Annotated in this window: 32 protein-coding genes; 26 read left to right on the forward strand and 6 right to left on the reverse strand. The window is 54.4% G+C overall.

The window, feature by feature from the left end; all coding sequences use genetic code 11:
- Position 1: 1 nt before the first annotated feature.
- From A6U95_RS01445 to A6U95_RS01465, 5 genes are read right to left on the reverse strand one after another with little or no spacing between them, the layout of a single operon-like run.
- Positions 2-1,789, reverse strand: coding sequence for a DDE-type integrase/transposase/recombinase (locus tag A6U95_RS01445; protein ID WP_065683168.1), 1,788 nt, complete (start codon positions 1,787-1,789; stop codon positions 2-4).
- Positions 1,790-1,791: 2 nt separating this feature from the next.
- Complete coding sequence (locus A6U95_RS01450) at positions 1,792-2,106, reverse strand: hypothetical protein (protein ID WP_065683169.1); 315 nt, start codon at positions 2,104-2,106, stop codon at positions 1,792-1,794.
- Entirely contained in the window at positions 2,103-2,315 is a 213-nt protein-coding gene (locus A6U95_RS01455) for a hypothetical protein (protein WP_065683170.1), read from the reverse strand. The genes A6U95_RS01450 and A6U95_RS01455 overlap by 4 nt, the downstream gene beginning before the upstream one ends.
- On the reverse strand, positions 2,308-3,252 hold the full coding sequence (locus A6U95_RS01460) for a hypothetical protein (RefSeq protein ID WP_065683171.1): 945 nt from the start codon (positions 3,250-3,252) through the stop codon (positions 2,308-2,310). Before A6U95_RS01460 ends, A6U95_RS01455 begins: the two co-directional genes overlap by 8 nt.
- A 12-nt stretch (positions 3,253-3,264) precedes the next feature.
- A complete protein-coding gene (locus A6U95_RS01465; RefSeq protein WP_065683172.1) occupies positions 3,265-3,573 on the reverse strand; it encodes an HTH domain-containing protein in 309 nt (102 codons plus the stop codon).
- Positions 3,574-3,890: 317 nt separating this feature from the next.
- Between A6U95_RS01465 and A6U95_RS01470 the strand changes: the two genes are divergently transcribed.
- The 3 genes from A6U95_RS01470 (at position 3,891) to A6U95_RS01480 (ending at position 5,305) form a co-directional block, all read left to right on the forward strand.
- Positions 3,891-4,310, forward strand: coding sequence for a helix-turn-helix domain-containing protein (locus A6U95_RS01470; RefSeq protein WP_065683173.1), 420 nt, complete (start codon positions 3,891-3,893; stop codon positions 4,308-4,310).
- Positions 4,311-4,367: 57 nt separating this feature from the next.
- Entirely contained in the window at positions 4,368-4,841 is a 474-nt protein-coding gene (locus A6U95_RS01475; protein ID WP_065683174.1) for a hypothetical protein, read from the forward strand.
- Positions 4,842-4,945: 104 nt separating this feature from the next.
- Complete coding sequence (locus A6U95_RS01480; protein WP_083196285.1) at positions 4,946-5,305, forward strand: hypothetical protein; 360 nt, start codon at positions 4,946-4,948, stop codon at positions 5,303-5,305.
- Between the two features lie 45 nt (positions 5,306-5,350).
- Here A6U95_RS01480 and A6U95_RS01485 read toward each other — a convergent pair whose 3' ends face one another.
- Entirely contained in the window at positions 5,351-6,118 is a 768-nt protein-coding gene (locus A6U95_RS01485) for a DNA adenine methylase (RefSeq protein WP_065683176.1), read from the reverse strand.
- Positions 6,119-6,424: 306 nt separating this feature from the next.
- On the opposite strand from A6U95_RS01485, the gene A6U95_RS01490 reads away from it, so the two are divergent.
- The 23 genes from A6U95_RS01490 to A6U95_RS01595 all read left to right on the forward strand — a co-directional run bounded on the left by A6U95_RS01490 (position 6,425) and on the right by A6U95_RS01595 (position 25,307).
- Complete coding sequence (locus A6U95_RS01490) at positions 6,425-6,790, forward strand: putative holin (RefSeq protein WP_065683177.1); 366 nt, start codon at positions 6,425-6,427, stop codon at positions 6,788-6,790.
- A gap of 2 nt (positions 6,791-6,792) precedes the next feature.
- A complete protein-coding gene (locus A6U95_RS01495) occupies positions 6,793-7,530 on the forward strand; it encodes a transglycosylase SLT domain-containing protein (protein ID WP_065683178.1) in 738 nt (245 codons plus the stop codon).
- Complete coding sequence (locus A6U95_RS01500; protein ID WP_065683179.1) at positions 7,520-7,945, forward strand: hypothetical protein; 426 nt, start codon at positions 7,520-7,522, stop codon at positions 7,943-7,945. Before A6U95_RS01495 ends, A6U95_RS01500 begins: the two co-directional genes overlap by 11 nt.
- Positions 7,946-8,047: 102 nt before the next feature.
- Positions 8,048-8,359 carry a DUF2730 family protein gene (locus A6U95_RS01505; RefSeq protein WP_237657467.1) on the forward strand — a complete coding sequence of 104 codons (312 nt, stop codon included), beginning with the start codon at positions 8,048-8,050 and terminating at the stop codon, positions 8,357-8,359.
- Positions 8,360-8,370: 11 nt separating this feature from the next.
- Positions 8,371-8,667, forward strand: coding sequence for a hypothetical protein (locus A6U95_RS01510; protein WP_065683181.1), 297 nt, complete (start codon positions 8,371-8,373; stop codon positions 8,665-8,667).
- Positions 8,609-9,220, forward strand: a complete 612-nt coding sequence (locus A6U95_RS01515; RefSeq protein WP_241810606.1) for a phage protein Gp27 family protein — start codon at positions 8,609-8,611, stop codon at positions 9,218-9,220. Before A6U95_RS01510 ends, A6U95_RS01515 begins: the two co-directional genes overlap by 59 nt.
- Positions 9,220-10,896 carry a hypothetical protein gene (locus A6U95_RS01520; RefSeq protein ID WP_065683183.1) on the forward strand — a complete coding sequence of 559 codons (1,677 nt, stop codon included), beginning with the start codon at positions 9,220-9,222 and terminating at the stop codon, positions 10,894-10,896. Before A6U95_RS01515 ends, A6U95_RS01520 begins: the two co-directional genes overlap by 1 nt.
- Positions 10,893-12,413: a DUF935 family protein gene (locus tag A6U95_RS01525; protein ID WP_065683184.1), complete on the forward strand. Its 1,521-nt coding sequence runs from the start codon at positions 10,893-10,895 to the stop codon at positions 12,411-12,413. Before A6U95_RS01520 ends, A6U95_RS01525 begins: the two co-directional genes overlap by 4 nt.
- Complete coding sequence (locus A6U95_RS01530; RefSeq protein ID WP_065683185.1) at positions 12,403-13,665, forward strand: PBECR2 nuclease fold domain-containing protein; 1,263 nt, start codon at positions 12,403-12,405, stop codon at positions 13,663-13,665. The genes A6U95_RS01525 and A6U95_RS01530 overlap by 11 nt, the downstream gene beginning before the upstream one ends.
- Positions 13,665-14,228: a phage virion morphogenesis protein gene (locus A6U95_RS01535; protein ID WP_065683186.1), complete on the forward strand. Its 564-nt coding sequence runs from the start codon at positions 13,665-13,667 to the stop codon at positions 14,226-14,228. The genes A6U95_RS01530 and A6U95_RS01535 overlap by 1 nt, the downstream gene beginning before the upstream one ends.
- 292 nt (positions 14,229-14,520) lie before the next feature.
- Positions 14,521-15,588 carry a peptidase gene (locus A6U95_RS01540; RefSeq protein ID WP_198927283.1) on the forward strand — a complete coding sequence of 356 codons (1,068 nt, stop codon included), beginning with the start codon at positions 14,521-14,523 and terminating at the stop codon, positions 15,586-15,588.
- A complete protein-coding gene (locus A6U95_RS01545; protein ID WP_065683188.1) occupies positions 15,585-15,956 on the forward strand; it encodes a DUF2190 family protein in 372 nt (123 codons plus the stop codon). The genes A6U95_RS01540 and A6U95_RS01545 overlap by 4 nt, the downstream gene beginning before the upstream one ends.
- A 68-nt stretch (positions 15,957-16,024) precedes the next feature.
- Positions 16,025-16,954 (forward strand): phage capsid protein, encoded by a 930-nt coding sequence (locus A6U95_RS01550; RefSeq protein ID WP_065683189.1) that lies wholly within the window; start codon positions 16,025-16,027, stop codon positions 16,952-16,954.
- Positions 16,955-16,961: 7 nt separating this feature from the next.
- A complete protein-coding gene (locus A6U95_RS01555) occupies positions 16,962-17,183 on the forward strand; it encodes a hypothetical protein (protein ID WP_065683190.1) in 222 nt (73 codons plus the stop codon).
- Positions 17,184-17,194: 11 nt separating this feature from the next.
- Positions 17,195-17,719 carry a DUF1320 domain-containing protein gene (locus A6U95_RS01560; protein ID WP_065683191.1) on the forward strand — a complete coding sequence of 175 codons (525 nt, stop codon included), beginning with the start codon at positions 17,195-17,197 and terminating at the stop codon, positions 17,717-17,719.
- Positions 17,716-18,162, forward strand: coding sequence for a hypothetical protein (locus A6U95_RS01565; RefSeq protein ID WP_025121733.1), 447 nt, complete (start codon positions 17,716-17,718; stop codon positions 18,160-18,162). Before A6U95_RS01560 ends, A6U95_RS01565 begins: the two co-directional genes overlap by 4 nt.
- Entirely contained in the window at positions 18,150-18,359 is a 210-nt protein-coding gene (locus tag A6U95_RS01570; RefSeq protein ID WP_025121732.1) for a hypothetical protein, read from the forward strand. Before A6U95_RS01565 ends, A6U95_RS01570 begins: the two co-directional genes overlap by 13 nt.
- A complete protein-coding gene (locus A6U95_RS01575; protein WP_065683192.1) occupies positions 18,346-19,107 on the forward strand; it encodes a hypothetical protein in 762 nt (253 codons plus the stop codon). Before A6U95_RS01570 ends, A6U95_RS01575 begins: the two co-directional genes overlap by 14 nt.
- Complete coding sequence (locus A6U95_RS01580; RefSeq protein ID WP_343227108.1) at positions 19,104-19,571, forward strand: DUF6631 family protein; 468 nt, start codon at positions 19,104-19,106, stop codon at positions 19,569-19,571. The genes A6U95_RS01575 and A6U95_RS01580 overlap by 4 nt, the downstream gene beginning before the upstream one ends.
- Before the next feature lie 53 nt (positions 19,572-19,624).
- Positions 19,625-19,750, forward strand: coding sequence for a hypothetical protein (locus tag A6U95_RS31650; protein WP_256388573.1), 126 nt, complete (start codon positions 19,625-19,627; stop codon positions 19,748-19,750).
- A gap of 37 nt (positions 19,751-19,787) precedes the next feature.
- Positions 19,788-23,321 (forward strand): phage tail length tape measure family protein, encoded by a 3,534-nt coding sequence (locus A6U95_RS01585; RefSeq protein WP_065683194.1) that lies wholly within the window; start codon positions 19,788-19,790, stop codon positions 23,319-23,321.
- Entirely contained in the window at positions 23,318-24,514 is a 1,197-nt protein-coding gene (locus A6U95_RS01590; RefSeq protein ID WP_065683195.1) for a hypothetical protein, read from the forward strand. The genes A6U95_RS01585 and A6U95_RS01590 overlap by 4 nt, the downstream gene beginning before the upstream one ends.
- Positions 24,495-25,307, forward strand: a complete 813-nt coding sequence (locus tag A6U95_RS01595) for a phage BR0599 family protein (RefSeq protein ID WP_065683196.1) — start codon at positions 24,495-24,497, stop codon at positions 25,305-25,307. Before A6U95_RS01590 ends, A6U95_RS01595 begins: the two co-directional genes overlap by 20 nt.
- Positions 25,308-25,310: the final 3 nt, after the last annotated feature.

The raw sequence follows: 25,310 nt of genomic DNA on the forward strand, positions 1-25,310 counted from the left end.
CTTATTGCCCGTTGACGACGCGAAAACCACCGCGCTGTTGCTTTGCTTGCAGGTCGCTGGCCAGCGTATCCAGTTCCTCAAAAGGAACACCGTCAGGGAACCGTTCAACGATCTGGCTGTAATAATGTTTGTGCCACTCAAGCCCCTGGTCAGTAAATCGGTCACGCAGCTGCTTGGCGGCTTCAACATGCGTCAGTGGGCGTTCTTCCATGCGTGGAGCACGTACCTGAGATTCCTGGCCACGTTTTGGCAAGTATTCAGGGTGTTCGACCTGTTCCATTTCCATATACGGGTTGAACCTGCCACCGAACGGCAGCGCTTTAGCCTTGCGGGCCGCGTCGGTTTCTTCCTGGTTGTTGGTACCGTAAACAAGCTGCTCAACCTCTGCGCGGTTGCGCTGGGCGTCGGTGTCCGGTATTTGGCCATACTGCTGGCCAATAACGGATGCGGTAACGGAATAGCCCCAGTCGTCTTTGGCAATGGCATAAATGGGGTAATAGGTCGCAAAACCATCCTCGCCAATCATGACCACACGCGCCTCATCATCGTGCCAAGGGTTGCGGCTCACCTTTATCAGGTCGCCAACACAGGCACCTGGGATATCTTTGACACAGAAAGATTTGGCCCGGAAATTGACACGTAACAGAGCAGAAACCTTGCATTCTTTCGGAGCGCTAATGGCCAGTTCCCGACAAACCTCAACGGAGGGTGCTTTCACCAGTTGATCGGCGGTGATTTTTAGCCAGGCATCGGTACGGGTCATGCCATAGCGGCTGTGAACCTTGGTGCGGTTGTAGTTCATGCGCCACAAGCGGGCGAAGCTGTTGAGTTGATCAATGTTATCGACTCGGACGAACCGCAAGCCCGCTTCAAAATCACACTCGATAATGTCACGCGCCTTTTCTACTGCGCCGGTAGCGCGGGCATTGCGGGCCTTGTGCTGAAGGCACTGAATACCCAGCGACTGGCACATATTGAGCAGACTGGCAGAGACCAGCGCCGAGCCGGGGTCGGTATACAGGATGGCCGGTACACCGTGCAGAACATCGGCACCGCCTCGCTCTTGCATGGCGTTGATCATCACCGTTAAAAAGTTCTCGGCGCTTTCACCACCAAAGTGGTATTCGACGTAGATCCAGTGGGTGGTATGGTCAATCAACTCAAACGACCACACACGGTCATTGACGATGCGTTCCAGGTTTTTCGGCTTGTTCTTGTAGAATTCATCACGGCCCATAACGCGCAAGCCGGAGTCGCCCTTGGTTTTCTTGTCCGGGTTCTTCAGGTAATACAGCACACACAGCGAGGCATCGACCTGCCAAACATGGTTAGGGTGCAGGCTGGCCAACTCCAGTGCTGGTGCCGGGTTCTGTAACTGGTCGTAGTGCAGGCGATACCCTGTCAGGGCTTTGCTTATAGCGTCGATCGACAATGGCAAGAACTCGCCAGTATCTTCATCAACGCGACCAGCGGTGATCATGCCGTTGGTGCGCAGGTGGTTGACCACGTTCTCCAGGCTATACAGCCGCTTGTCGTTGTTACGGCGAGATTCCAGCCAGGTGCCAGATATCACCAGGGCGTCGTCGCGGGTCAGTGCCGTTTTACCAGCATCAGAACGCCGCTTGCGTGATGTCGCAGGTTGTACAGACTTCAGCTTTTTCAGCAGCGTTGAACGGGACATCTGCAACTCCTTACAGGCAGACTGATAGATAGCTTCTTTGCCCCCATGACCTGCCGCGCTGACAGCGTCTGCAAGGGCGACTAAACGTTGGATAAGGGCTGGGCTCATGGTTAATGTCCGTTTATCTGGTTGGTGTGCGCGAAGGCTTCCTGCAGCTTTTCGCAAACGCGGTCAGACAACCCCAGCAGAAATTCAACCTCAGACCAATTTTCATGCTCGGTGTAAAAAGTGAGCATGGTGCTCCAGTTCTTGGCCTCTTTTACCGCCGCCAGAAATTGATCACGCTTCGCCTGTTCTGCCGGGGTGCGCTTTGGTGTGATGACAACCGCAGCTAAACTCACCGCTTCATCCTGTGACAGAAGGCGCTTGCCGTTGGCGCAAGTTGATTCCTGTAGCAACTGGTCAACTTTATTGTTGGAATTCATGACGCTTGCCCCTTCTGGATTTGATTGATTTTCTGCAGCAGCAGGCTTTCCAGAGCTGCAGCAAAAGGCTGGGCATCTCCAGCCAGGATAGTGATCTCACCGTGATAGGTGCAGATGGTGAAACCTTGTCGCATGTCGGGTACATGCCATAGCAAGGCTGCGCTGAGCGATTCCACGCTATCAACGATGGTGCTGCTAGTGCTAGGCATTGTCAGCCCCCTCACTCTCCAGGCTGTTCTTCACCCAGTCAGGGCGTGGATCAAACGGCTTGTGTTCAGGCAGGTTGAACTGCTGGCGCAGTGCTGTGATCTGATTTTCGATGTCATCCAACATGCCGGTCATAAAACCGGCGTGGGCGATGCCGGAGCTTTCGGTATGGTCTACAAGGGCGGTAAAGCCGTTTTCCAGATTGGTGAGGTCAGCCAACACGGCATGCTGCAGGATATTGACCTCCTGGGTCAGCTCTGCGCCAACTGTCTCAGGGGTTTCACGCTTGACGCGGCGGAGGAGCTTTTCTTCTAGATCGGATTTTTCATCCTGAACCTTGTTCAATTTCTCTTTGCTTTCGGCCAGGGTTTGACGGCTGATCTCTAGGTCAGTAGCCAGGTTTTCCTTCTCTCTGGTGTGCTTGGCGATCATCTCTTCGGCCAGCTCCAGCAAGGCATTCTTGTCACCTTCTTTGGCCACTTCGATCAGGGCGTTTTTCTGGTCTTCCGGCAACCGGCGGTACTGGCGTAACTCGCGGTAGCCGATACCCATACGGGACATAGAATCGAGAGCTTCTTCACCAAAGGTGCGAAGGTTGGTGATATCTCGATCAACTTGGTCAACAGAACGCCCCAGAATGCTGCAGAACTCCTCCCATGTTCCTGAGAGAAACTCCGCACCGTGCGGATTTTTAGAACCTTTAAGTTGGCGGTATAGCTTGTTTTCCTTAACAAAAGCTAATTTTGAAGTCCGCACCGTGCGGAAAAAATCCTCAGAAGCGCCAGCCATCTGGGCCTGGCCCAACAATTGGTTCAGCAGATCCCGCTCGTCATTAAATTCACTTTGAACCGTCGCCATGATGTTCTGAGTGTCTGTCAGGTCTGGATTAAGAGGAGTGTCCGGCAATAATTCAGCAGCTGGAGTTGGTTTACGTGCCATGTGTCTTGTCCTTTAGCGAGAGCCAGCGGTAATGCGCTGTGTGATTTCATCCATCCGCGATTGCATGCGGGCGATATGTTCGGCATGAGCCGTGGCGATCTGCAGCATCTGTACGCTATGTGCGTATCGACCGTTATCAAGTTGTATGGCTAGCCCCTCAGCTACCAATGTGGCCAAGTCGCGACTGATATTGGCTGGAGAGACGTTCAGCGCTTTGGCGAGTTCACCGTTAGATAGGCCGGTCATGGTGTGACCCTTCAGCGCTATTAGCACTTTCAAGGTTCTCGATGCTGATGATGAGGTGCCGGGTTTTTTAGTCATCGCTTACTCCACGTTACTGAGGATGCCTGGGGTAACTTCTCGCCCAATAAGCACTGATAGCTCGCGCAAAATTTTGTATGTCAATCTGCCGCGAGGCAGCTCGCTTCTTCCTGCCCAGCGTGTTACCGCCTGGGTTACCGTACGTGGTTCGTAACCTGCGCTCAGTGCGAACTGACGGAAATTGCTTCCCCGCTCAATCAGACGGGCCTGGATCTGTCTTTTGTTCATAATCTAGTTGTTCCCATCGGGTTATCATGTAAACATTATGCATAAGCGTACTTATTCGGAACAAATAAAGCAAGTGAGATTTATTCAAAATGAATAACAAAAGTGTAGATGCCGTACTTTCGCGCTTGGCGGGGCTCCTGAATACGGAGAATGATAGTGACCTGGCGAGAATGTTAGGAATCAACAGGCAGACTTTAGCCAGTTGGCGTAAGCGAAACTCTGTGCCTTATTCTTTTTGCATAAACTTTGCCGAGGAAAGGGGGCTATCAATCGATTGGTTGCTGACTGGACGTGGGCAGACGATCGTTGAGCCATCCTCAACACCTCCATCAACTGAAAGTAACTACAGCCAAAGCGATTTAGCCTTGCTAGAAATGATTAATCAGCTTGACCCAGAGGCAAGAAGAGACCTGTTACGAAGCGCTGAGGAAAAACGGCAATTTATTGAAATGAAGAAGAAGGTTGAGGCGTTATCCATAGAGCTCGAGCGAAATAAAAATGCGGGCTAATTTGTTCTCATTGGGAACAGTTTTCATTGTAAAATAACTTACAATATAAGGATGGCTATGAACGGATTATTAAGATTACTCACCGCAACTTTGGTGATACTCGGCCTAACTGCTTGCGATACCGTCGATGAAAAAATGATAAGAGATGCCCAAAAGCTAATTGCTGAGCAACTGAAAGATCCAGACACAGCGAAATTTTCTGGCGTCTATATTGTTCGTGAAGAGCAAGGCACTACAGACTCAGATGGCACGCTGAAAAATGTTGCGGTATGCGGCTATGTAAATGGAAAAAATGCATTTGGTGCATATGCTGGCGCTACGCGTTTTGTTGTGCTTTTTGCGGAAAGTGAAAAGTCAAAAAGTTACAGCGTTATCATTGCAAAGATGGAGGGAACCAGTCAGCTATCAAAGGATGCCACTGTCGAATCGAACAAAACCTCAAAGCCAGAGTCCGTATTTGATAAGATCTATTGGAACAAACGTTGTGTTGATGAGGTTCACCCTCCTGTTTTTTCTGGTGTTAACTGGTAGATTGAACTAGACGGCTCATTTGCGGTGGCGTCAAGACTATCTCTATTGAGCATAAAAACGATACCATGTGTTGTTAGTGTTTCGGCAATATGAAAGGGGTAAGGATGAAGAGTTTTTTATTTATTGTTTTTTCTCTGATTGTTTTATCAGGTTGTTCTACTAAAAATTATGGTCGGCAGGGTGAAATTACTCAGTACGAACAAGATACAATGACGTGCAGAGAAATTGAGCTGGAAGAAGCAAAGGTGCATGGATTCCTAGCACATGTTGATAAAGAAAGTCAGTTTGATGGGCGTTCAGTCCTTTCGTTCCTGGGTGACTTTGGTATTGGCAACGTTATGGAAAAAGACAATGCCATTAAAAGTGCTAACACCAGGCTGGCACAATTGCAGGTCCTTCGGACTAAACGTAATTGTACGTCAACACCAACTGCGGCAACAGCCTCACCATCAAAACCTGAGTAAAATCTCAAGCATTGGCCACCTAGCTGTGGCCAATGTCGGTCTTCCTTACCAATTTCTGATCACAAGCTCTCGCTGCCTGACGGAATCTCTTCCGGCTCCCCGCAATGTGTAGTGAACATCTACGGTGTCCATCGATAGCCCGGCAAAAACGTGACGCATCTCGGGGATATCGTTCACTGAGATCAGCATTTTTCCCTCTATCGATCTTGCCAGTTCGGCCATACGTGAGTAGTTCTCAAACCCAAACTCGACCCCGTAGCCCTCAGTTTGCCAGTACGGTGGGTCGCAGTAGATAAGCGTGTGGGGGCGGTCATATTTCTCAATACACTTTGCCCAGTCCATATGCTCAATGAACGTCCTGGCTAGGCGCATATGGGCCTGAGATAAGTCCTCTTCGATACGTAGCAGGTTGAACCGTGGCGGTGATGTCGTTGCCGTGCCAAAGGTCTGTCCCTCTAGCTTGCCGCCGAACGCCTGCTTCTGCAGGTAGTAGAACCTCGCCGCCCGCTGAATGTCGGTCAATGTCACCTCTGGCGTGATCTGCAACCATTCAAACATCTGCCTGCTGACTAGCGCCCATTTGAACTGCTGGATGAACGCTTCAAGATGGTGCTGGATAACCCGATACAGGTTCACCAATTCGCCGTTGATGTCGTTAATCACCTCAACCTTGCTGGGAACCTTCAGGAAATATAAGGCCGCAGCACCGCAGAACGGCTCAACGTAACAGGTGTGCTCAGGGAATTGCGGGAGGAGATTTTTAGCCAACCGGCGTTTACCACCTATCCAGGGTATGATCGGTGTCGATTTCATGAACTGTAAGCCTTTTTCATATGATGAAAATGCAGTAGGCTGGATCTGTCTCGCGAGACGGACTGAGCCTTGGTCTCACAGGTTGCTTCTGTGGTGACGGCCTGCCCTGTGTTGACGCACTGGGTGGGTCGCTCTTTCTTAGTAGTTGACGCCAGCAGGACTGCTGTCGCATGCTAGTTAGCCATACCGTTTTATCGACTCCCCCCCTCTAAATCATCTATCCGACGATAGATTACGGCGTTGGCCGCACACCCCCACAATGATTTCCTCAGTTGACCTTTTTCATTTCAACGTAAGGAAGTCACCATGTCGTTCTTGAATAAATACCGTAATTTCCGCCGCCATCGCCTGTTAAGTTGGCTCATTGCCGCCATCCTGTTGCTGGTGCTGATCGCGTTCCTGTCACCGGCACAGATCGGTGTCACGGTTTACAAGCTGGCCCTGGTCTCGATTGCCGTTGTACTGGGTTATCACCTTGATCGCGGCCTGTTCCCCTATGCCAGCCCAGGCAGTTATCTCAGCAAGGATTGGAAGACCACGCCCCCAATCATGGGTGAGCAGGATGCCGAATACCCCGTTGTGGATGGTTACAAGTTGATCTTCGCCGCCGTTCTGCTCCGCCGCGCCATCATCGTACTGGCGGTGGTCATTGGCGTAACAATGGGGCTCTGACCATGCATTGGCCGCAAATCACCTGGATAGTTATCACCGTGTTGGGCTTGGGTATATTGCTGGTTAAGCACGGCCAACCCCGTATCGAAAAATACAGTTTCTGGACGCAGTTGATCCACGTATTGCTCATAGCTTGGCTGCTATGGTGCGGCGGGTTCTTTTCCCAGGCTAAAGCCGCAGGCATCCCACTGGAGGCTCAGCAGTATCAGCGCGAACTGACCCGCAATGCTCGCGCTATCTGGGGGCTGGATGCGCCCATAGCCACGTTCGCCGCGCAAATCCATCAGGAGTCCAGTTGGAAAAAATCTGCCCGTTCCCCCGTAGGAGCGATGGGCCTGGCGCAATTCATGCCTGCCACATCGGACTGGATAGCCAGTATCTATCCCGACTCACTTGGTACCAATCAGCCCTACAACCCTTCCTGGGCAATGCGAGCGTTGGTCAGTTACAACCTGTGGCATTGGGAACGCATCAAAGGCACAGACAGTGACTGTGACCGCTGGGCCTTTGTGCTGTCCGCCTATAACGGCGGATTAGGCTGGGTACAACGTGATCGCAAGCTGGCTACAACCAAGGGGCTGGATCAGTCCCGCTATTGGGGGCATGTCGAAACCGTCAACGCTGGGCGAAGCGCGGCTAACTGGCGAGAGAACCGGGGCTACCCGCAACGCATCATCAAGCGCTGGCAGCCTCTTTATGTTGATGCTGGATGGGGTCTGGGGGTGTGTAATGCCGACTAACAAATGGGGGCCAATCGTTGTTTATATCTTTGCCCTGGCTGCTGCCTATTGCCTGGGAAAAATACATGGCAACTATGAGGCAAGTTTGGAATGTGCTGATGGTAAAACGCAGTCTGCAGTCACCGCACTGAATTCGGTTACTGAGGACGCAAAGCAGTTAACGCAGCAGGCTAACAAAATAAGCCAACTGCTCTCGGCACAGATGAATGCATTCAATAAAGCAAACGAAAAAAGCACCGAGGATTTTATCAATGCCCTCAAAAAGACAGCTGCTGCTCGCGGCAATTGTGTGCTTGACGATGACATCATGCGGCAGCTTAACGCCGCACGTGAAAGATCGGCTACCGCCGCAGCCATTGGTCTTTCCGGCAGCAATGATCGTTCCTTGCCCGCAGCCAGTAAAACCGGCGGATAGCAGCATGGATGCCATCGTGATAACACTCAAACTGATGTACGACCTCTACGGGCTATGTGCCGGTAGGTTTGTAGAAGTAATTAATTATGCTGGGGGTACTCAATGAACCCAATGAACCTCGAAGAGCTTAACTTTAGCTTAGGGACATTGCAGTGGGTCATTATGGCGGTGATCGGGATTTATACCTGGTTAACAGGGCGTCAGGCCGCAAGTAATCAAGAGCTGCAGGAGCAGCGAACGCGACTGGCGAGGCTTGAAGAGCAGCTCTCCAGTTTGCCAACGCAACTGCAAATCACTGAACTCATCAGCAAATTAAGCCATACCGAAGCACAACTCGCGGGCTTGAATGAGCAGTTCGGGGCGGTGAGCCGCCGTCTTGAAACCATCAACAATTATCTGCTCCAGAAAAAATAAGGGAGAAAGCCATGAGTTTTGCGAATTTTTTACGCGAAGATCAGCGCCTGGTGATCTTGCGCATCCTGAACGAGCTTCCTGGTTATACATCGAATAGCTCTGTTATTTATGGGGCATTGACGCGTTATGGCCATAACCCGAGCCGTGATCAGGTTAAAACCGAATTACGTTGGCTGGAAGATCAAGGGCTGGTCACTGTTGAAGATATTGATACTGTCCTGGTTGCCCGCTTGACTGAGCGTGGGGCTGATGTGGCTACTGGCCGCGCCACCGTTCCTGGTGTTAAACGCCCTGGCGCGGGGGGATGACATGGGACGTAAATCGACGATCCACAAGTTGCCGACAGATGTCCGGGTGCATATTGAACGCCGATTACGTGAAGACCAGCTCACGTTAGATGAACTGCTGACAGATATCCGTACGCACTTCCCTGATGCCGATGATACCCCTAGCCGTAGTGCCTTGGGCCGTTACAAACAGTCGTTTGGCGAGATGGTGGGCCGCATGCGTGAGCAAGACCAGATGGCCCGGTTGCTGGTCAGCGAACTGGGTGAAAACCCGGACGAACGCGCCGGTGCATTGATGGTGCAAGCCGTTACCACGCTGACGTCGCACGCAACATTCACCGCTTTGGAAGAAGATAAACCGGACATTGATACCGTTAGGCATTTGGCCAGGGCGGCGAAAGATGTTCTGCAGGCACGTAAAGTCAGCTTTGACGAGCGCGAAGCCATCGAACGCAAAGCCCGTGAACAGCAGCTGCGTGAGCAGGATGCCAATCTTAAGCAGGTTGCATCGGCTCAAGGGCTGAGTGAAGACCAGGTGCAGTTCTGGCGTGAGCATGTACTGGGGATTAAGTGATGAAATCATTAGCCTCAACGGTGCGCAACGTCGAGTGGGATGAATTGCCTGCCCGCGCCCGCGATATCCCGTCCGCCTTCAATCCGTTTGCGGAAGGGGTATTGATGGCGCACCAGGTTGAATGCCTGAAATATGACGTCTCCATTCTGGCCATCCCAAAGGGCCGCCGTACCGGTATCACTTTTGCTTGGGGGTTAAACTCCACGCTGATCGCCGGTGCTCAGAAAGCCGCTCGCGGTGATAACGTCTTTTACATTGGTGACACCAAGGAAAAAGGGCTGGAGTTTATTGGCTACGTGGGGAAATTTGCCCGCGTCATCGCCAGGCAGCAGTCGCAGGATATCTCCAACATCGAAGAGTTCCTGTTTGAAGACCAGGATGGCAAAGGCAATACCCGGCAGATCACCGCCTACCGAGTGCGTTTTGCCAGTGGATTCCAGGTCACCGCGCTCTCCTCTCGCCCCGCCAATATTCGTGGTCTACAAGGCGTTGTCATTATCGATGAGGCCGCGTTCCACCAGGATGTTCAAGGTGTGCTGGATGCTGCAACGGCCCTCCTTATCTGGGGCGGGCGTATTGTGGTCATCAGTTCTGAGAATGGTAAGAACAACCCGTTTCACCAGTTCTGCACGGATATTGAAGCAGGTCGATATGGGGATGATGCCGCCGTTCTGCGGATCACGTTTGATGATGCTGTGACCAATGGCCTTTACGAGCGTGTTTGTGCCATGAAGGGTGAGGTTGCCACGGTTGAAGGTAAAAAGACCTGGTATAACCGCATCCGTAATGCCTATGGCCCACGTAAGGCGGCGATGCGTGAGGAACTGGATGCCATCCCCCGAGATGGGAATGGGGTTTGTATCCCTGGTGTGTGGATCGAGCGGGCCATGCCGGAGGAGCGTCCGGTCATTCGTCTGGCGCTGGATGATGACTTTATCAATAAAACTGAGCTGGAGCGCGAATCCTGGGGTAATGCCTGGATTGAGCAGAACCTTGCCCCTGTCATGGCCACACTAGACCCTGCGCTGCGGCATGTGTTCGGCATGGACTTTGCCCGACACCGCCACTTCTCGGTGATCTGGCCCATCGCTATCACCCAAAACTTACGCCGCGTGGTGCCGTTCGCCCTTGAGCTGAACAACGTGCCTTCCGGCCTTCAGCAACAGATCCTTTTCTGGTTTATCGACCATTTGCCCCGCCAATCCGGGGGCGCTATCGATGCAACTGGCCCTGGCATGGTGTTGGCGGAATACACCGCAGACCGCTATGGCAGGCCGCGTATCGCTGAGATCAGCCTGAACAGGGCATGGTACGGCGTGTGGATGCCGAAGTTCACTGGGCTGTTTGAAGACAACATGATTGACCTGCCGCGTGATGAGAACATCGCCCAGGACTTGCGGACGGTGGAAACCATCGACGGTATACCGATGGTGTCAAAGCTGGAGAAAAAAGACCTGAAGGACGCCGAACTGGTGCGACACGGTGACTCGGCCATCGCCGGTTGCCTGGGAAACTACGCCACGTTAAATCTGGCTGTCGAGATTGAATTCCAGTCTACCGGAGCGCGTGACATCTTCCGGGTGTTGTCAGGCTATGGCTCAAGCCACGGTGGCGAATTTACGGAGACCGGCTTCGGTACCGTTCGTGGCAGTAATGATTTTGGAGGGTTTATATGAGTCTGTTGGGGAAGCTTAAAGGTGCGTTTAAACGCCCTGTGCTGGGTCAGGAAATTGCGACCACCGGTGATGGTCGTGATATCACTCGCCCGTGGATAGGCTCTCTGGCCTTGGCCGATGACAGCGTGCTGATGAACCGGGGCGCGCCAGACCTCAAAATCTACCGTGAAGTGCTGAGTGATGATGAGGTTAAATCAGCGTTCACTCAGCGCCAGGATGCGCTGATCTCCCGCGAGATCAAGGTGGATGCCGGTGGGGATCGTCCGATTGATATCGAGGCCGCAGACGCCATGCAACGTCAGATTGATGCACTGGGCTTTGACCGTATCACCCGGCTCATGCACTACGGTGTGTTTTACGGTTACGCGGTGTCTGAGCTGATTTATGGAACACGCGACAACTTGCTGTGGATCGATGAGGTCAAGGTTCGAGACCGCAGGCGGTTTCGTTTTACGCCCAAAGGGGAACTGCGGTTGCTGACGCCGGGCAACATGTTCACCGGAGAACCTTGCCCTGCACCTTATTTCTGGTCATTCGCGACCGGGGCTGACCATGATGATGAACCGTATGGCCTTGGCCTGGCCCACTGGTTGTACTGGCCCACTTTCTTCAAGCGCAACGATATCAAGTTCTGGCTGATCTTCCTGGACAAGTTCGGTATGCCGACAGTTGCCGGTAAACATCCACCAGGGGCAACACCAGAGCAAAAACGTGACCTGCTGGCACTGACCCGTGCCATATCTACCGACAGTGGCGTGGTGATGCCAGAGGGCATGGCCCTTGAGATGTTGTCTGCATCGCGCTCTGGCGCGGCAGATTATGAGTCCATGTACAACGCCATGAATGAAGCTATCCGTCGCGTGGTTGTCGGGCAGATCTCCAGTTCTGGCGGAGCCTCAAAAGGGATCGGCGGCGATGAGTCCTTGCAAGCCGGTATTCTGGCCAGCATTGCAAAATCCGATGGTGATGTGATTTGTGAGTCCTGGAACCGTGGCCCCGCCACCTGGCTGACCGAACTTAATTTCCCTGGTGCAGCCGTTCCCCAGGTATCCCGCGTCTTTGATGAGCCGGAAGACCTGAAGTCCCGCGCCGAACGTGACAAGTCTATCTCTGAGACCACCGGCTACCGTCCGACATTAGCCTATGTGAAAGACACGTATGGTGGCGATTGGGAGCCAAAGCCAAACAGTGATACGCCGCCAGTGGCACCCATAACGCCAGTAGCACCTGCAGGCAACAAGCCAAGCGATTTCGCCGAGCATAGCCACCCACAGGACGCACCCGCTGCGATGGCCATCCGTCTGAACAGTGAATTGACCCCGGTCACCGATGGGTGGATGCAGCAGCTGCAGGAACTGGTCGACAGTGTGGACTCCCTGGAAGCCTTGAGGGATGGCCTGGATAAATTGGTACCGGACATGACGCTCGATCAGTATGCCGAGGTGTTGGCCCAGGCGATGTCCGCAGCAGCACTGGCGGGTCGCTATGAGTTACTGGAGGCAGTCAATGGCCGGTAACGTTGGCTATGGTTCGCTGCCATTCAGCGAGCAGATTGCCTTTTTCCAGCGCAAGCTCAATACCAAAACCGACGCTTGGACAGATGTCTACGGTGCAGCCCATGACTATGAGTTTATGGTCGCCGGTGCCAATCGCGATGACCTGCTGGCCGACCTGCGCAAGGCGGTAGAGCGGGCAATTACCGAAGGTCGAACGCTGCAGGATTTCCGTAAAGACTTTTCAGGTATCGTCGCGCGTTACGGCTGGAGCTATAACGGCGGGTTTGAGTGGCGTACCCGTGTTATTTATGAGACCAATCTGCGCAGCAGCTACATGGCCGGACGCTTTCAGCAGTTGATGGCCATGCGGGAAACGCATCCCTATTGGGAGTATGTTCATAGTGATGTGGTCGAGGAACCCCGTGAGGAGCATCTCGCCTGGAACGGTATGATCTTACGGTGGGACGACCCGTGGTGGGTAACCCATTTCCCAATCAACGCCTGGGGATGTCAGTGTAGCGTTATCGCCCGTACCGAAGATGACCTGCGGCGCATGGGCAAGTCAGGCCCGGATACTGCGCCGCCGATCAAATGGGTTGAGCGCACAATTGGCCAGCGCAGCCCCGGTGGCCCGCGCACTGTTTTAGTACCTGAAGGCATTGATCCAGGGTTTGAACATACGCCTGGCCGCAGCCGTAACTTTAGTGGCCAGGTACCGCCACCGCGTGGTGGTCGCCCATTGCCCCCTGAGCATCTTCCGCCTTTAGACCCTTTACCCACCGCGCCTTCGCCTATTTCCCCTCCTGACCCATTGCCAGAGCCGCAACCGGTCACGCCGCCAGACTGGGAAGGCAACGCCATTGAGGAGTTTCTGGGATCGTTTAAGGCATCGTTCACACGTGCAGCCGCTTTTCTCGACGCTGTTGGCCAACGTCTGGCGATAGGCTTGGGCATGTTTTGGGGCAATGACGGTAACCCGGCTGACTATGCCGAGTCAGCATCGTTTGATACAGCCACCGCATTACCGCTGATCGCTCAGGCAATCCAAACCCCTGACGAGATTTGGGTGCAGATAGTCTGGCTGGCCGACGTGCAACTGGCCGTCGTTCGTCGCCGTTATCTGGCCCGTTTCCAGGTAAGTGGTCAGGAAGAACCGGTGGCGGTGGTGTTCGAAGTGGGCCGTGATGGTTGGGCAGGTAACGTGTCAACGTCTGAGGCGATGCTGCAGTCATTGCGCCAGGGCGTGAGACTCTATCAACGGGAGGTAAACTGATGGCTGGTGCAACACTGACGTTTGATTATCAAGATGCGTTATCCACTCTGCTGGCCACTCATGCAGCATTAAGCGATCCAACACCGCTGTTGTCAGACATGGGCGAGAAACTGCTGGAGTTTCACCAGCAGCGGTTCCGTGACCAAACGGCTCCCGATGGTACGCCGTGGGCTCCCTTATCGGCACGGTACAAAAAGCGTAAGCGCAAGAACCAGGACAAAATCCTCACGCTGGATGGTCCACTGCGTAATACCTTGCGTTGGCAAATCGCCGCGCAGGAGCTGCTGTTCGGCACTGACCGACCTTATGGCGCCATACACCAGTTTGGCGGGACAATTGAGATGCCAGCCCGCAGTCAGCAGGCGTACTACCAGCAGGATCGTATTGCTGCCGGTGACAACCGGTTTGTCCGCAAATCAAAATCAGACTTTGCACAGTGGCATACGCTCCCGGCTTACAAGATCACTATCCCTGCTAGGGAATGGTTGGGCGTTTCTGCCCAGGAGGGGGATCGCCTGGTCGAATTGGCCAGAAACTACCTGCAGCGATCGCTAAAAACCTAATCGCCACCAACGCGCTGTAGTGACTTCTACGGGCCTGAGTGGCATGATGACTCAAGTTCAGCGACCAAGCCGTATTACAATACGTTCTAATACGGCTATCGGCGCAATTACTCTCTCCCACGCAACCTCAATCCCGATTACTACTCAATAATTATCTGCCCGAGGGCAGATTACGTTTTTGTTGTGCTCTATCAATATCGTTCCATACCACTCGCTATGGACGATAACTGAGATGCCACAATCAACATCTACAGCCACACTTGCTGTTTTTGCTCCCGGTACCCACACCGCAATGGACGGACGCTCTGTCATGTTCACGCTGGATGATTGCATTGATCTGGCCAGCAGTTACGACCCTGCGCTTTCTGAAGCACCGTTTGTGATCGGGCATCCGAAGCTCACCGCACCGGCTTATGGCTGGGCTGCTCGTTTCGAGGTGCGTGATGGCCTGGTCTACACCGAACCCAAGCAGGTCAACGCTGACTTTGCTGAAGCCTTCAATGCTGGCAGCTTCAAGAAGCGCAGTCTTTCCCTCTATTTGCCAGATTCACCAGGCAACCCCAAACCCGGTCATTACTACCCGCGCCATGTCGGTTTTCTCGGCGCAACGCCTCCGGCTATCAAAGGTCTGCCGGATGTGTCGTTCTCTGAGGCTGACGCCCCGCTGGAGTTTGCCATTCCCTGGGAAACCGAGCTGCTGACCGACATGTTCCGGGGCTTGCGTGACTACCTGGTTGAAAAGGAAGGCGCGGAAAAAGCCGACCAGATTTTACCCCAATGGCGCATCAAATCGGTTGAGGAGCTTGCTGCTCGCGCCGCAGAAGATGCGCAAATCTCACCACTGGCGTATGCCGAGGAGTCCAATGTGTCAAAAATCGATCCGAGTGCATCCAGTGCAGCAGTTGATCTCGCTGCACGGCAGGCTGACCTCGATGCCCGAGAAGAAAGGATCAAACTTAAAGAAAAGCAGGATCAGGACGCAGCCGCAGCAAAACGCCGCACTGACATTACCTCATTTGCCGATGGCCTGGTCACAGCGGGTCAACTGCTGCCACGCCAAAAAAACACGGTAGTGGAGCTGCTTGTCAGCTTGGCCAACGAGCCAATTTCATTTGCCGATGGTTCGACCACCGTTAGCAAAACGCCGGAGGAGTTGCTGCGTTCGGTACTGAGTGAAAAGCCCAAGCTGCTCGACTTCAGTGAGAAATCGGGTCAAGGGGCTGAAGGCGACGTGCTGGATTTTGCAGACGTCAATGCCGTAGCGGACAAGGCTCGCGAGTACCAGGAGGCGGAAGCCCAAAAAGGCCGCACTATCTCCATGACCGCTGCCGTCAACCATGTGAAAGGGGGTAACAAGTGAATATTCCAGGCTTGATCACCGGTTCACGGGCGGAGGGTGCTATCGCTGCCCGCAGCCTGGTGAACCACGGTACTGAAGAAGGGTTTTCAGCGCAGGCGATGGACGGCACCAAAGTCATCACCGGCGTCACCACCATTGTTCCCGCAGATGATGGCGAGGTGTTCGACATCATCCGCAGTGGATTGGCGTTGGTGGGCTACGGTGCGGATATCGCCCTGGGCGATCCATTGACAGCAAACGCGGATGGGCTTGCCGTTCCTGCTGCTGCAGGTGATTGGTTCATCGGTTATGCCGAGGTACCTGGCGCGGAGGGCGATATCGGCTCGGTGTGGATTAACCCTGGCAAGTTGGCTGCAGCGGCACCGTAACACACGTTATAAACCGCCATGACTCGCCGGGATCGGCTCCGGCACCCATTCTTATCTGGAGAATTACAATGGCTCAATTTCCATTCCCCGTTGATCCCCATTTGACGGCGATTTCCATTGCATATCGCAACGTTTCGTTGATTGCCGATGATGTCTTACCCCGCGTTCCAGTCGGTGTTAAGTCATTCAAGTGGTGGAAATACGACATCGCTCAGGGCTTCACGGTGCCTAATACCACTGTGGGCCGTACCTCACAGCCTAACCAGGTCGAGTTCCCGGCAGAAGAAGAAACCGACTCTGCAGAAGATTACGCCCTTGATGCGCCGATCCCGCAGGATGACATCGACAACGCCCCGAAAAATTATGACCCATTGGGCCATGCTACCGAACGAACGGCAGATCTGATTGCTCTGGATCGCGAAGTCCGTACCAGCAAACTGGTGTTTTCCCCGAATAGCTACCCTGTTGGCAATCGTCAAATTCTGGCTGGTGCAAATCAATGGAGCCATGCAGACAGTAACCCGTTAGTCGGTATTACCGATGCGCTTGATGATTTGGTGATGCGGCCAAACATCGCCATTTTGGGACGCGTTACCGCCACGGCTTTGCGCCGCAACCCAAGCATTGTCAAAGCCTATCACGGCACGTTGGGTGACAGCGGTATGGTGCCGATGGCCTTCCTGAAAGACCTGCTGGAACTGGAAGACATCTATATCGGTTCAGCCTGGGTCAATATCGCCCGTCCTGGCCAAAAACCAATACTGGTACGTACCTGGGCAAATCATGCTGCCTTCCATTACCGCAATCGCCTGGCCAACACCCAGGGCGGTGTGACATGGGGCTTTACGGCGCAGTTTGGCAACCGTGTATCTGGCTCTATTCCTGACCCCAATATCGGGATGCGCGGTGGCCAGAAAGTGCGTGTCGGTGAGTCAGTAAAAGAACTGTGCGTGGCTAAAGATGTTGGCTACCTGTTCCAGAACGCCGTTGCGGGGTAATTAATCCATGCCAGTTATCAAAGCCCAAAGCTCTCACCGCCAGCTCACCGATGCCGAGCTGGCGGCGATGGAGGAACTCACCGACTTGGGCAGCCTGGTCGGTGATTACCTGGATGGCCTAGCCGAAAACCCGGATATCGATCCGCGCTGGTTGGCTATCGCCCGTACCAACTTGCAGCAGGGTTTCATGGCAGCAAAACGCGCTGTCGCCAAACCCGCCGCATTTTGAGGAAGCGTGTCATGACAACGGCCTGGTATGTAACGCTCGCGCACCTTGCTGAACGGCCTGGTGCGGTCGAACTCTCTCAAACGACCCAGCAAGCAGGAAAGCCTCCGGCCCGCCCGGAGCTTCTGGATGCGCTATTACGCGGTGAAGACACCAGCCCTTGGCCACCGGCTGAGGTCGAGGTTGCTCTGGCCGCCGTTAAGCGCATCGGAGAAGCGGTTGAGAAAGCGCAGTCGCTGATTGATGGCTTTCTCCGCCAGCGTGGCCACCGCCTGCCGTTGACAGTTATCCCGCCGATCCTCTCTGGGTGGGCATTGGATATCACCCGCTATCGGCTCCATGCTCATCGCATTACTGATGAGAAGACTGACCCCATTGTGCGTGATTATCGCGATGCATTGAGGCTGTTGAGGGATGTCGTCAAGGGGGATTACAGCTTGGGGATCGAAGATCCACTGCCTGCGGCTGGGGGCGGCCCAAACATTACCGGCCCTGGTCGCACCTTCAGCATGGACTCCTTGCGGGACTTCGGCAAATGAGCAGCGCCCCGTTTGATATCAACCTGGTCGTTGAGCGGTTGCGGGCGATTGACCCACAACCCTTCAGCCAGGTCGGCACCATTGTGGAGTACGGCAAAGTCACCGACCTATCAGGTTTTGCGATGCCAGGCGCTTATGTCCTGATGGGGCCGGAACGGGGTACCCCTGGCAACGGTAGTCGTGCCCAGGTTGCAGAAGCGGTTATCGGCGTAGCGATTTCAGTTCGCAACTATGGCCAGGGAGCCGAGGGGTTGACGCATCAGGTTAACCCGCTAATCAGTACCGTGCGTGAACATCTGATTGGCTGGGTACCCAACAAGTTTTGCACCACCGGCATTCAATGGGTGAAGGGCGATGTGTTGGATTATGACGCTGGAACCCTGGTCTGGATGGATGTCTTTATGGTGAACCACGTTATCGGGGGCATGAGATGCAAAAAGTAACACTGAGTGGGCCACACACCCATCAGGGGAAGCCCGTTACGGCGGGTGACACCATCGATGTCAGTGACGAAGAAGCCAAGTGGCTTGAACGGCGCGGACGTATCGCACCACCTGCAGTGAGCCACAGCCCCATCGTGACCGCACCGCAGACAGGCAAAAAAGCAAAGCAGGAGAACGACGATCATGTCGCAGATTGAAACCTATCAATACAACCAGGGCAAGGTCTACCTCGCCCGCCGTGACGCTTACGGCAAGCCACTGGCCTGGCGCTGGATCGGGGATGTATCTGTACTCTCACTGGCTCTATCAGTGGAGAATCTGTCCCATAAAGAGTCTTACTCTGGGCAACGCATGACTGTTCGTCGCTTCCCCATCAGCAAAGACGGCACGGTGAGCATGACCTGGCATGAGTTCTCTGCCGATAACCTGGCGCTGGTATTTTACGGTGAGCGAGTGGTTATTCCTGCCGGTACGGTCACGGGGGAACCGTTGCCTGCCGGGATTGAGGCGGGGAGCCGTGTCACGTTGGAACATCAAAACGTCAGCGATGTAGAAATCGGGACTCTGGAACCGGGTATAGATTTCGAGATTGACGTCCTGTATGGCGCGATTGATTTCCTGAAGACGCCTGCACCGGCTGCGTTGCCACTCACCGTCAACTATTCCTATGCCGGTAGCACCAATACCGAAATGTTCACCCAACAGCCCGAGCCGCTGGCGCTGCGGTTCGACGGTATCAACCTGGCTGAAGGGGGGGCGGCGGTCATTCAGATCCTGCACAAAGTGGTCTTTGACCCGGCAGCGGCGCTGGCGATGATCAACAGCGATACCTCACTGGCGGGGCTGGAAACAACGGCGGGTGTACTGTTCGATACCAACCGCCCTGCTGACCCGGTACTCAGCCGCTTTGGTCGCATCATCCATGTTGCGGAGCCTGCAGAATGAGCCGGAAAACCAAAAGACCGAGGGGGCCAGCAGCAAAACCTGTGGCAGTAGTACCTGATGCCAGTGATGACGTGTCAATTTTGCTGCCCAACATTGATGTAACCATCGCTGGCACGCTCTTGACCGTGCGCGAGTTCACGCTGGAGGATTCGCTTACCTTGCATGCCGAACTGAAGCCCATCATTACCAGCCTGGCGGATGTGATGCAGTCGGAGTATCCGGGGTATGAGGTCGTGATGGATGTCCTGGCACAGCATGCGCATTCGTTACCGCTGCTAATGGCCCGCAGTTGTGACCAGCCATCGGAATGGGTACGCGGTCTGCCCGCCCGTGAAGGCTCGACGCTGATCGATGTGTTCTGGACGGCGAATCGGCGTTTTTTTATGAGTGCTGCCATTCGGCAGGTAACGATCCAGGCCGCACTAAAGAAACCGTTGGATTTGGCAGAGTCTTCGCCACGCTGATCCGCGCAGGCCACAACCCGGATAGGCTCGCCCACTACACCTATCGCCAGTTGATGCTGTATTACCGGGAGGTGTTGTATCTGGATAACCAGGACAGCATCGCCCGGATACTGGATGTCTATGCCGGGTCTGAGGGTGGCAAGGATGCCAACACACGTATCAACGCCCTGAAAAAGTGACTCAGGGCAATTCTCTTCCTTTATATAGGGTGCTGTCATGGCCGCTGGAAACTCTACCCTCAATCTTGCGTTACGTATCACTGCCGACATTAACGATGCCAAACAAAGCCTGGCCTCGTTGGCTGATGATATTAAAACAGTGGGCGCTGCAGCAGAGGTCAGTAATTCGCAGTGGGCAGCAGCAGCTGAGGGTCAAAAAGCCGCAGCCGAGGCTGCAAATCAGCAATCCCAGGCACAAAGAGCGGCTACAGAAGCTACCGAGCAACAAGCACAGGCCAGTCAAACTCAGGCCGATACCTCACAACAACAAGCTCAGGCACAGCAGGCCAATGCAGATACAGCCCGGGAGCAAGGGCAAGCTCAACAAGCGGTGGCTGATGCCGTTCGCCAACATACAGACGCTGAGCAAACTGCGACTAATGCCACTCGGCAGCAGACTGATGCACAGCAAGCCGCTGCAGAGGCTGCACTCAAAAACACCCAATCACAGCAGACACTGAACAGCGAACTGAATACCTCGGTGTCTCAATCACAGCGCGCGGCCCGTAGCTCTGAAGAGGTTACCGCTGCCTGGCATGCGCAAAGTGCGCGTGGCCATGAGTTGTACCAACAGGAACAGAAGGTTGCACAGGCTGAAGAGGCCGCAGCCAAAGCCGCTGAGGGCCATGCCAAAGAAGTCGACAAGCTGAAGAAAGACCTGGACAACCTGCTGGGCAGTATTGATCCCGTCACGAAAGCGTTCGCCAAGTTGGATGCGCAAGAAGAGAAACTGCGTAAATCCTATAAATCTGGCCTGATTGATACCGGTTCGTTTGATGACTATCTGGCGAAGATACAGGCTCAACGTGATGCGTTGGGGGACATGTCTGATAACCCATCAGCAAACGCACCAGGTATGTCCGGTGCGTTGCGTGAGCTGTCAGAGTTGATCCGTGAGATTACTTCTGGTGACTGGCAATCCACGCTTGATGGTCTTGACTATTTTGGGACTCGTTTGCGGGCTTTGCCTGCACTCATTACCCCAGTCAGATTGGGGCTTGGCCTCACTGCTGGTGCCGTGGTCGGTGTAGCAGCGGCTATCTACTCGGTAATGGAAGACCAGGACAGGTTCAATACCAGCATTCAGCAGACAGGCAACTATGCCGGAGTTACTGCTGGCCAACTGGAGATGATGGCGCAGGCCGGTGGTGATATGACCGGCGACTACAGCCAGATGCGCGATATCCTCAATGGCCTGGTCAGCAGCGGCAAGTTTACCGGTGAAACGCTGGAGTCAGTTGCACAAGCGGCATCAGTGATGGCCGAACTCACTGGCCAATCAGCTGATCAGGTGGTTTCCGAATTCGTCAAGATGACTGACAGCGCCTCTGACTGGGCCAGGAACAGCAGCGAGCAATACCACTGGTTAGACTCTGAAACCTACCAGCGTATCCGTTCACTGGAGGAACAGGGCCGTACTGAAGATGCAATCGAACTCGCTTCCCAAAAATACAAAGAGGCCGCATCTGATCGTTTGGTCGACCTCGAGACAAAATTGAACTGGGTGGCCGCAGGCTGGAAAAACGTTAAAGACCGGATGAATGAGGCGATCCAAACTGCAAAAGGTGAGCTATCCGGCGCATTGGGTCTGGATTCTGAAACTGAAGCACGAGCAAAGGAAATTAAGGAACTTAGAGCCCGGATCGACGCAGCAGGCAGTGAAATGGAAGTTGCTTCTCGTGGTCAGCAATACGCTGAGTCACTGGCTCCTTTTAAAGAGCGTTTGGCACTCTTAGAGGCAGAACAAGCTGCTGAGGAGGAAATCACTAAAGAAAAGGCCAAACAGCAGAAGATTGAAGATGATGCCATCGCTGCTTCGGATGCGATGAAACGTACCTGGGACAGCAATAAGTCAGAGATCGACAAAGAAGCCGAGGCGCTGGACAACCTCCAGAAAAAATACCAGAAAATGTGGGCTTCTGAAGGCACTCGCGAAGGACCAGGCGGTTTACGAGACCGAGGTGTTACGTCTACTGACGGTATCAACTTCTCGGGTGGCCAGTGGGATATCGATGCCAAAGCCCTGGATAAATCCGGGCAAAAAGTCAAACAGTACAATGAGCAGCTCCAGCGCCAGTTAGATCTCAAAACCGCCAATACCAATGCGGCCAAGGTCGAGTATGAAATCGAACATGGGTTGCTAAAAAACGCTACGGAAGAAGCCCAAAGCGATGCTCGCGTTCGTGCTGAATTGTTGGATGAAGAAGAGGCGCGGCAAAAAGCCCTTAAAGCCAGCGCTGCTTCTACCAAGCAGTCCTTTGCCGAGAACCAACGGTTTGTTGACCAACTGGTAAAGCAGGCGACCAAACGTACAGAGGGTGCGGCGGCTCTCCGGGCCGAAGAGATTGCCACCCGCAATTTAACGGCTGCACAGCGCGAAGCGGCTGAAACGGCGAACGCCACTATCAATGCCCGTGAGTTTGCGACCCAGAACGTTCAGTTACAGCTTGAATATATGCGGGCTACCGGCGACACGGCGGGAGCCAGTTTGCTGCAGGCCAAAGAAAAGTTTGCTGAGTTACGTACCGAGTTTGAGGCCAGCGGTAACACCGAAGGGTTGAGTTGGCTCGACAAGCTGTTGCCGGTCACCGAAACAAAAATTCGTGTCGATGACATGAAAAAGCAGCTCGACGATCTGTTCACTTACCAAGCCCAGCAAGAAACCAGTATCCAGGCGCAAGTCCAGGGCGGTTTGCTGTCCGAGCTACAGGGACGTCAACGGCTGATCGAGTTGCACCAAGAAGTTGGCGATAAGGTGAAAGCCTACCTGCCGCAACTGAAAGAAATGGCCGATCTGCCTGGTGAAGCGGGCGAGAAAATCCGCGAGATGATCCGCCAATTGGAGGGGCAACTCGACAAGCTCAACCAGGCCGGTAATGAGCTGACTGTTGCATTCCGTGACGGTCTGCAAAGCGGTATTGAAAGCTCCCTGCTCGGGTTGGCCAAAGGCACCATGAGCCTCTCAGATGCCGTGCGCAATCTGGCGATGAGCATCGTTGACAGCATGGCCAAAATCGCAGCTCAGCAATTGGCTCAAATGGCTACATCCAGCCTTATAGGGTCATCGGGCGGTATGGGTGGCATGATTGGTACGCTGTTTGCTGCGGACGGTGGCCATATTCAAGGGGCCGGTACCTCAACCAGTGATTCCATCCCGGCCATGCTCTCAAACAACGAGTTCGTGACGCGAGCCGCCGTGGTGCAACAGCAAGGTGCGCTGGATTTCCTGCATGACTTCAACCGTCACGGCATGGCTGCGTTGGAAGGCTGGATGCCGCGAGTTCGCCATTCCACTGGCGGTCTTGCTGGTATTCCTGCACCTGCAGCTGCGGCACCGATGTCGCTGCCAGAAACTAAAGCGGCTAGCCCGGCGGCTACCGTGCCTGAGCAACCGCTTTTCCAGCAAACATTGGTCTTTAATGCCGGTGATGCGATGTCTGCTGGATTTAATAGCCTGAGCGGTAAACGTGCAGCCATGACATTCCTCCAGGCTAACGCCCCTACGATCCGTCAAATGATGGGGGTGAAATGATGAACCGTTTACCCTGGTTGGCCGAGCCGAACTGGCAAGGAGGTATCACTGAAACACTGGAGTGGAAGACCGACGTTCTGCCATCGCCTACGGGAGCCGAGCAGCGGATTGCCCGCCGTCTGTCCCCTCGGCGCACCTTTGAGTTCGGTATCCTGGTCGGTAACAACGACAAGCAGCGGTTCGAAAATGCCCTGTTCATTGCCGGTGCTGCCGAGTGGGCCATGCCGGTATTTGCCGATGTGGCCGTGCTGGATGTCGATCACCCAGCCGGTGTTACCCATATCACCGTCCCTACTTTGGGCCGCGACTTTACAGTTGGCGGTTCGGTGTTGCTGATGTCTGGTCTGGGCCTGTCTGCCGACGTTGGCCTGGCGACCGTTATCGGCATTTCAGCAACAGCGATCACCCTGGCCACGCCGCTGCCGGTGACCTGGTCAGCAGGGTCTTGTGTGTATCCATTGCGACCTGCCGTGCTCACCGACCCGCCGTCATTGACCCGGCATACCGACAGTCTGTTCTCGGCTCAAATCCGTTTCCGGGTGACTGAGCATAACGCCAACAGCGACAGCATCCAGGCATTGCCGGTTTACCGTAATCATCCGGTGCTGGAACCCGCTTCAGACTGGAGCGAGCCGGTTACCGGTCAATACCTGCGACTGTTGCAAGAACTGGACAACGGCTCCGGCATTCCCGTTCGGACGGACACCGCCCGCCGTGCCTTCACGCTGATGAACCATCACTGGGTCTCAGTTGGGCGTGAGAAACAGGCTGCACTGCGCCAGTTGTTCTACTTCCTGCGTGGCCGTCAGCGCGCAATCTGGGTTTCCAGCGGGTGTAACGACTTTACACCGGTGTCTGGGCTGGCGAACGGCAGGATTGAGGTCGAGTATGCGGCGTTCGCCGAGCTTGGCGTGGTCAATGGCCGTTGTGATCTGCGTATTGAGCTGGCTGACGGTACCTGCCTTTATCGCCGGATCACCGGTGTGGCCATCATCAACTATGGCGTCGAGCGCCTGGCGCTGGACGGTGACCACATCACTGTCGCCCTGGAGCACATCGTTTCCATCTCTTACCTGACGCTGTGTCGTCAAGAATCCGACTCTGTCGCCTGGCAGCACGTCACCGACGCTGATGGCCTGGCCACCGTTTCAACCACATTCAGGGGGATCAGAGATGAGCTGGAATCAGTTTGAGTATTCAACCGCCGATGGCCGGCCCGTTACGCTCTATGAGTTTATCCGGGGCAATGTGGTGTTTTACCGCTACACCAATGCTGACCGTGATATCGAGGTCGGCGGCCATATTTGGATGCAAACCGCCATTAGCGACAACGGCTTGAGCGCCGGTAGTGGCAACAGCCTGGACATTACCGCTCCGGTCGACAATGCCGTGGTGCAACTGTTCCGGGGCATCCCGCCAAGCAGTCCGCTGCGCATCCGCATCCATCGTCTGCATATTGATGACGCTGCAGCCGAGTTCCGCACCGTCTGGGTCGGTACCGTCAAAGAAGTGAAGCGTGAGGCCATTGATCGCGCCCGCCTGGTGACCGCCAGCCTGGCCAGCACGTTCAATCAGGTTGGATTGCGCCTGACCTGGGGTAGAGCATGCCCCTATGCCCTTTACGACCACAACTGCAAAGTCAATCAGCAACAGTTCGCCGTTGGCGTGACCATACAGGCGCTGGACGGTGCCGGTGTGACCGTCAACTTGCCTGGCGGACTGGCTGAAGACCATTTCTCTGGAGGCTATATCGAGTGGATTGTCGATGGGGTCATCGAGCGGCGCGGGATGAAAGCGCAGAACGGCAACCAGGTAGGGCTGCTTGGCGGCACGGTGGGATTGTCCGTTGGTCAGGCGGTGACGTTGTACCCCGGTTGCAACCGCACAATCGACGTCTGTGCAGCCAAGTTTGCCAATCATCTGAATTATGGCGGCACACCGCATATGCCAGGTAAAAGTCCGTTCACCATTATCAAGCTGTTCTAGGAG

Origin of the sequence: Serratia sp. 14-2641, assembly GCF_001692375.1 — a bacterium.
GTDB lineage: Bacteria > Pseudomonadota > Gammaproteobacteria > Enterobacterales > Enterobacteriaceae > Chania > Chania fonticola_C.

Coding starts and splice junctions, on each gene's coding strand:
- A6U95_RS01540 (WP_198927283.1), top strand. CDS start 14,521: ATGGACGGACGCTCTGTCATGTTCACGCTGGATGATTGCATTGATCTG.
- A6U95_RS01460 (WP_065683171.1), bottom strand. CDS start 3,252: ATGGCACGTAAACCAACTCCAGCTGCTGAATTATTGCCGGACACTCCT.
- A6U95_RS01530 (WP_065683185.1), top strand. CDS start 12,403: ATGGCCGGTAACGTTGGCTATGGTTCGCTGCCATTCAGCGAGCAGATT.
- A6U95_RS01485 (WP_065683176.1), bottom strand. CDS start 6,118: ATGAAATCGACACCGATCATACCCTGGATAGGTGGTAAACGCCGGTTG.
- A6U95_RS01535 (WP_065683186.1), top strand. CDS start 13,665: ATGGCTGGTGCAACACTGACGTTTGATTATCAAGATGCGTTATCCACT.
- A6U95_RS01580 (WP_343227108.1), top strand. CDS start 19,104: ATGAGCCGGAAAACCAAAAGACCGAGGGGGCCAGCAGCAAAACCTGTG.
- A6U95_RS01465 (WP_065683172.1), bottom strand. CDS start 3,573: ATGACTAAAAAACCCGGCACCTCATCATCAGCATCGAGAACCTTGAAA.
- A6U95_RS01525 (WP_065683184.1), top strand. CDS start 10,893: ATGAGTCTGTTGGGGAAGCTTAAAGGTGCGTTTAAACGCCCTGTGCTG.
- A6U95_RS01590 (WP_065683195.1), top strand. CDS start 23,318: ATGATGAACCGTTTACCCTGGTTGGCCGAGCCGAACTGGCAAGGAGGT.
- A6U95_RS01510 (WP_065683181.1), top strand. CDS start 8,371: ATGAGTTTTGCGAATTTTTTACGCGAAGATCAGCGCCTGGTGATCTTG.
- A6U95_RS01570 (WP_025121732.1), top strand. CDS start 18,150: ATGCAAAAAGTAACACTGAGTGGGCCACACACCCATCAGGGGAAGCCC.
- A6U95_RS01500 (WP_065683179.1), top strand. CDS start 7,520: ATGCCGACTAACAAATGGGGGCCAATCGTTGTTTATATCTTTGCCCTG.
- A6U95_RS31650 (WP_256388573.1), top strand. CDS start 19,625: ATGCTGTATTACCGGGAGGTGTTGTATCTGGATAACCAGGACAGCATC.
- A6U95_RS01515 (WP_241810606.1), top strand. CDS start 8,609: ATGTGGCTACTGGCCGCGCCACCGTTCCTGGTGTTAAACGCCCTGGCG.
- A6U95_RS01565 (WP_025121733.1), top strand. CDS start 17,716: ATGAGCAGCGCCCCGTTTGATATCAACCTGGTCGTTGAGCGGTTGCGG.
- A6U95_RS01470 (WP_065683173.1), top strand. CDS start 3,891: ATGAATAACAAAAGTGTAGATGCCGTACTTTCGCGCTTGGCGGGGCTC.
- A6U95_RS01445 (WP_065683168.1), bottom strand. CDS start 1,789: ATGAGCCCAGCCCTTATCCAACGTTTAGTCGCCCTTGCAGACGCTGTC.
- A6U95_RS01480 (WP_083196285.1), top strand. CDS start 4,946: ATGAAGAGTTTTTTATTTATTGTTTTTTCTCTGATTGTTTTATCAGGT.
- A6U95_RS01475 (WP_065683174.1), top strand. CDS start 4,368: ATGAACGGATTATTAAGATTACTCACCGCAACTTTGGTGATACTCGGC.
- A6U95_RS01455 (WP_065683170.1), bottom strand. CDS start 2,315: ATGCCTAGCACTAGCAGCACCATCGTTGATAGCGTGGAATCGCTCAGC.
- A6U95_RS01495 (WP_065683178.1), top strand. CDS start 6,793: ATGCATTGGCCGCAAATCACCTGGATAGTTATCACCGTGTTGGGCTTG.
- A6U95_RS01490 (WP_065683177.1), top strand. CDS start 6,425: ATGTCGTTCTTGAATAAATACCGTAATTTCCGCCGCCATCGCCTGTTA.
- A6U95_RS01575 (WP_065683192.1), top strand. CDS start 18,346: ATGTCGCAGATTGAAACCTATCAATACAACCAGGGCAAGGTCTACCTC.
- A6U95_RS01450 (WP_065683169.1), bottom strand. CDS start 2,106: ATGAATTCCAACAATAAAGTTGACCAGTTGCTACAGGAATCAACTTGC.
- A6U95_RS01560 (WP_065683191.1), top strand. CDS start 17,195: ATGACAACGGCCTGGTATGTAACGCTCGCGCACCTTGCTGAACGGCCT.
- A6U95_RS01595 (WP_065683196.1), top strand. CDS start 24,495: ATGAGCTGGAATCAGTTTGAGTATTCAACCGCCGATGGCCGGCCCGTT.
- A6U95_RS01585 (WP_065683194.1), top strand. CDS start 19,788: ATGGCCGCTGGAAACTCTACCCTCAATCTTGCGTTACGTATCACTGCC.
- A6U95_RS01520 (WP_065683183.1), top strand. CDS start 9,220: ATGAAATCATTAGCCTCAACGGTGCGCAACGTCGAGTGGGATGAATTG.
- A6U95_RS01555 (WP_065683190.1), top strand. CDS start 16,962: ATGCCAGTTATCAAAGCCCAAAGCTCTCACCGCCAGCTCACCGATGCC.
- A6U95_RS01550 (WP_065683189.1), top strand. CDS start 16,025: ATGGCTCAATTTCCATTCCCCGTTGATCCCCATTTGACGGCGATTTCC.
- A6U95_RS01505 (WP_237657467.1), top strand. CDS start 8,048: ATGAACCCAATGAACCTCGAAGAGCTTAACTTTAGCTTAGGGACATTG.